The sequence below is a fragment of the Streptomyces sp. HSW2009 genome (genome assembly GCF_040240285.1).
In the GTDB taxonomy this organism is placed as follows: domain Bacteria; phylum Actinomycetota; class Actinomycetes; order Streptomycetales; family Streptomycetaceae; genus Streptomyces.
This window is the reverse complement of sequence record NZ_JBEHZD010001323.1, coordinates 1-5000: the sequence shown is the minus strand read 5'-3', so window position 1 is coordinate 5000 and position 5000 is coordinate 1. Positions and strand designations below refer to the sequence as shown.

The 5000-nt window shown below is 72.0% G+C and carries 3 protein-coding genes (1 of these 3 running past the window's edge); 1 reads left to right on the top strand and 2 read right to left on the bottom strand.

The window, feature by feature from the left end; genetic code table 11:
• On the bottom strand, nt 1-1461 hold the 5' portion of the coding sequence (locus tag AAHZ94_RS35920) for a non-ribosomal peptide synthetase (RefSeq protein ID WP_349997811.1). The gene continues 720 nt to the left of window position 1, outside the view; only the first 1461 of its 2181 coding nucleotides appear in the window; it begins with the start codon at nt 1459-1461; its stop codon lies beyond the left edge, outside the window.
• 996 nt (nt 1462-2457) lie between these two features.
• Between AAHZ94_RS35920 and AAHZ94_RS35915 the strand changes: the two genes are divergently transcribed.
• Complete coding sequence (locus tag AAHZ94_RS35915; protein WP_349997810.1) at nt 2458-3036, top strand: hypothetical protein; 579 nt, start codon at nt 2458-2460, stop codon at nt 3034-3036.
• Nucleotides 3037-3209: 173 nt separating this feature from the next.
• Here the strand turns inward: AAHZ94_RS35915 and AAHZ94_RS35910 are convergent, their stop codons facing one another.
• On the bottom strand, nt 3210-4715 hold the full coding sequence (locus AAHZ94_RS35910) for an alpha/beta fold hydrolase (RefSeq protein WP_349997809.1): 1506 nt from the start codon (nt 4713-4715) through the stop codon (nt 3210-3212).
• Nucleotides 4716-5000: the final 285 nt, after the last annotated feature.

The following is a 5000-nucleotide window of genomic DNA, read 5'->3' as shown; positions in this document are numbered from 1 at the left end:
GACCTGGGTGTGTACGACGTCCGGGTGTGCCGTCAACCTGGCCTCCACCTCGCCCGGCTCCACCCGGTGACCCCGGATCTTGACCTGGTGGTCGGCGCGCCCGACCAGTTCGACGGCGCCGTCCGGCAGCGTACGACCGAGGTCGCCGGTGCGGTACAGCCGGCTGCCCGGCGGGCCGAACGGGTTCGGGCGGAAGCGGTCGGCGGTCAAGCCGGGTGCGCGGTGGTAGCCGCGGGCCACCTTGTCACCCCCGATCCACACCTCGCCCAACTCCCCTGCGAGCAGCGGCCGTAGCCCGGTGTCAAGGACGTACAGCGTGCTGCCCGGCAGCGGCCGGCCCACCGGGACGGTGCGGGTGTCGCGCGGGCCGACCTGGTGGCCGGTGGACCAGATGGTGGTCTCGGTGGGGCCGTACACGTTCCACACCGCCGCGCAGCGCGCGCCGAGTTCCGCGGCGAGGCCGACGGACAACGGTTCGCCGCCGGACAGCGCGACCCGCAACCCACCGGGCCAGCCGGTCTCCAGCAGGGCCCGCCACATCAGCGGCGTCGCCTGTCCGATCGTCGCCCCGCCTGCGCTGAACAGGTCCGCCAGCGCCTGCGGGTCGAGCGCCTCTTCGTCGGTGGCGAGGAGCACGGTGGCGCCGTGCACCAGTGGCAGGAAGACGTCGACCAGGATGGGGTCGAAGGAGGCCGACGTCATGGTGGCCCACACATCGCCGCCGGCTGGCCGCACCACGGCACCGAACGCCAACACCCCTGTAACCAGGCAGCGTTGGTCGACAGCCACGCCCTTGGGGCGGCCCGTCGAACCGGAGGTGTACATCACGTACGCGAGGTCGTCGGGGCCCGCCGGCCGGTGTGCGCGGGGCGCTGGCGCCGGGCCGGGAGCGTCACAGCACACCACCCGCTCCACCGCGCCGGCGCCACCGGCGGGGGCGGCCCGCTCGACCGCCAGCCGGTCGGCGAGCCTGACGACGGTCACCACGACCGAGGCGCCCGAGTCGGCGAGCATGTGGCGGCGCCGCTCGGGCGGGTAGGTGGGGTCGATCGGTACGAAGGCGTGCCCCGACATGACCACCCCGACCAGGGCGATGACGAGTTCGAGCGAACGGTCCACGACGACGGCGACGGGCTGCCCGGGACCCCCGCCAAGTTCAGCGGCGAGCCGTTCGCCGGCCGCGATGAGCTCCGCATAGGTCAGGGTGCGCCCGCCGCAGCGCACGGCGATCGCGTCCGGTGTGCGGCGGGCCCGTGCGGTGAGGAGGTCGGAGAGCAGCCGGTCCGCCGCCGGCCCGGCTGCGTCCACCGTGTCGGTTGCCGCGACCGGCCCAACCACCGGTGCACAGGCCGCGGCAGCGGCCGGAGGAGTGGTCGGCGGCGCAGTGGTCGACCACGAAGCCGGTGCGGTGCCGCTGTCCTGGAAGGGGGCAGATAAGTCCCCGGATATGTCCCCGGTCATCGTGCGTCTCCGGAATGCGCAGCCGCAGCTCGCCGCGCGGCCCGCCACCTCGTTGCCATCGGACCACCTCAGACCTCGAAGATCGCCATGTCAAGAAAGGTCGATACCCGAGTGCCTGAGGCCACACACGCGGGAATTGGCCATGTTGGGTAAACACCGGATGGCCGGTGGTAGCCGAATTCCACCGAAAAGGCTGGCCGAATATTCCCGGACTGAGGCATTGCCCGCGCAATACGGGCCGCGAATGCCACGCCCCACGCCACACCGTCACTGCGCGACCGGACCGCCTCCGCCCGCACGGACGCAGCGGTGCGCGCCGGCCGGAGTCCACCGCCGGCCGTCTCTCCCCGGCCGGCCCGCTTGCCCGTACGGGCGCGGACGGGCGCGGACGGGTGCGGACGGGCGCGGACAGTCGTAGGCGGGCCGCACGCCCGGCCCGGCTGGCATGCGGCCGACTGTGGCCCCCGGGGCGAGGGCGGTCGGCGCCTGCGAGTGGCAGCCGGCTCCGGCGAGGGCGGCTGACCCCGACGGGGCCACGACGACGGAACCGACCCGGACCGAGACCCAGACCCAGATCCGAGCCGTAGCCGTAGCCGTAGCCGTAGCCGTAGCCGTAGCCGTAGCCGTAGCCGTAGCCGTAGCAAATGGTCGGGCCCGTCCGGCGAAGTCCCCGTCGACGTCTGCCACACCGCGTTACGGCTGAGCGCCCGACTCCTCGCACGCCCCCACGTACTCCTCCGCATACGGCGGAATACACGAAGCCACCCCAGAAATTCGCCGAGGCGATCATCGCAGAACTCCAGCACCCCATCCATAGACGACTGATGAGGAAATTCCAGCCACCCCATCGGAGATCATTCCTACCCACCGCAATCCGCGGAAGCCCCTTCCCCAGCCCGGTCAGACCAGAGGTTGACCGGAGCTCATCCCGCATACGGACCCGGATGACCTCTCCGGGCTGACGACCGGAAGCGGACGTTCGAAGAGGCTGGTGCCATGAACACGACCGAACGAATCCGCCGCACGACCACCACTCACGGAACCGAGCGGCCCGTACCCGTCTGGGCGTCGTACGTGGCCCACGCCATTCCGCTGCTGCTGCTCCCCCAGTGCCTGTGGCGGCTGCCGTTCGCCTTCGGCTTCGAGATGGGCATAGACACCGATGAGCCGATGCCTTCAGCCTGGATCACCGTGCCGTACATCTTCGGTCTGAGCCTGACCACCGAGGCGTTTGCGTTGCTGTGCTTCGGTCTGGTGCGCAGTTGGGGCGAGGTGGTCCCGGCCTGGGTGCCGTTCATCGGCGGGCGGCGCGTCGCGCCCTGGGCCGCACTCGTCCCCGCCACCCTCGGCGGCATCGCGGCCACCGCGCTCTGGGTGCCCGGGGTGCTGGGCTGGTTCGGGACGGGTGACTCCGCGGATTACACCAGCACCGGCTGGGAAATCCTGGCCAAGGTGTGCATCGCCCCCGGCACGCTGTGGGGCCCGCTCGTACTGGTCCTGACGTACGCCTACTACCAGCGCCGTTGCCGGCCGGCGACGGACCAGGAGCAGTCGGCAGCCCCGACGCCGGCCTGACCCGGGTGGCACGCGGAGCAGGGCACTCGGTCGAACGGGTGGCTGGTTGGGTGGGCAGGTGGGTGAGTGGGGCCGGCCCCACGGCGGGCGGTGCCCCGTATCCGCGGGGGCCGCGCGGGCTGGCGACCGACAGCGATGGTCACCAGCCCGCGCGTCAACCACTCGGCACCAGTTCAGCCCGTGCGGCTGAGCAGATAGTCGTCGATCACCCGCATGGCCTGTTCCGAACTGCCCCTGCGGTAGATCCAGTGGCCCACCTCGTCCAGGGTGAACAGGGTGGCCTTCGGGAAGGCGCGTGCCATGCGCTGGGCGCCGGGCAGCGGGGTGGCCAGGTCGTGGGTGGCGTTGGCCACCAGGACCGGCGGCAGCTCACCCGCGGCCTGCGCGGGCTGCGGCTTGGGTGGCATGGTCCAACCCTGGCAGCCCAACACGGTGTCCAATGCCTGGGAGTTGTAGCGCACGTGCGGGGCCGCCTTGGCGACGCGCTTGCGCATCGCCTGGTACGCGGCGTAGTCGGGGATGCGGAAGTCGTAGTCCCGGCAGAGCACGAGCTGCATCGTGGGGTTGATGCCGGTGGGTATCCAGAACACCTCGCCCCGACCGGTGTGCAGCGCGGCCAGTTGCTCGGCCGTCTGTTCCCAGCCCCCCTTGCCGAGGGCGAAGGTGAGGAAGTCGGCGAGTTGGTCGGCGTCGACCTTCTTCTTGGTCGGGCCGTTCGGGCCCGGATCGCGCAGCGTGCCGGCGTCCGCGCGGGCGAACAGGTCCTTCGTGACGGCCAGCACGTCCTTGCCATTCAGCGCGCAGGACCGGTTCTTCGCGCACCAGGTGGCGAAGCGCTTCAGGGTCTTCTCGGTGGTGACGCTGCCGTCGGTCAGGTAGCGCTCGGCGCTCGGCCGGCTCGGGTCCATCGCACTGTCCAGGGCCAGCGCCCGCAGGTTCTGCGGGAACAGGCGGGCGTACCGCTCGCCGAGGAAGGTGCCGTACGAGTGGCCGATGAAGCTGATCTTGCGTTCGCCGAGGGCCGCCCGGATGGCGTCCATGTCGCGGGCCACGCTCTCGCCGTCCAGGTGCGCGGCGAGCGGCCCGGTGAGCTGGCGGCAGCTCTCTGCGAGCCGGCCGTTGAGCATGCGCACCTGCTCGAACTGGGCCGCGCTGCGCGGGCGGTGGGGTACGGCTTCGGCGATCGTTTCGTCACAGCTCACGCGCTGGCTGCGGCCGATGCCACGGGGGTCGAACCCGATCATGTCGAACTGCTGGCGCATCTTCTCGGTGTACCCGGTGACCGGGTCGTCCGCGTACAGCGCCTCGTCGGAGCCGGGTGCGCCGGGCCCGCCGGGGTTGGACAGCAGGACGCCGATGCGCCGCGCCGGGTCGGCCGCCGGGTAGCGGGCCACGAAGAGGTCAAGGGTGGGGCCTGCCGGCTTCGACCAGTCCACGGGCACGGTGACCGTGCCGCACCGTGCCTTCGGGCTGGGGTCGGGGTAGGGCGGCTCGGCCTTCGGACAGGGACCCCAACTGATGGACTGTTTGGGGGCGTTGGCTGCTGTCGAGCCGGTCTGCTGGTGGGCGGTCGCCGTGCCGGGGCCGGCCAGTGTGGCGAGTGAGGCGGAAACGGCCACCAGGACGGCCGGCACCCGCCATCTGCTCGCGGGGATGCGCTCGTGCGTGCTCGTACTCATGCGCGCCACTGTTTCGGCCGTACGTGGTGGTGGCTCGATGGGCACATGGTGAGCAGGTAACAACGACGCCCGGCCCCTGCCCCTGCCGTGGTGGGTGTGGTCAACGTGCCGGGGGTGTGCTCGGCGTAGGAGGGGTGGGTCCGTTGCGGGGCTGGCCCGCCGTGGGGCGTACGGACCTGGCGGCCGGGTGTGGCCGCCGGGTGTGGCCGCCGGGTGTGGCCGCCGGGTGTGGCCGCCGGGTGTGGCCGCCGGGTGTGGCCGCCGGGTGTGGCCGCCGGGTGTGGC

Bases quoted from the DNA above. Each gene is read 5' to 3' on its own strand.
- AAHZ94_RS35915 (WP_349997810.1), top strand. From the start codon at position 2,458: ATGAACACGACCGAACGAATCCGCCGCACGACCACCACTCACGGAACC.
- AAHZ94_RS35910 (WP_349997809.1), bottom strand. From the start codon at position 4,715: ATGAGTACGAGCACGCACGAGCGCATCCCCGCGAGCAGATGGCGGGTG.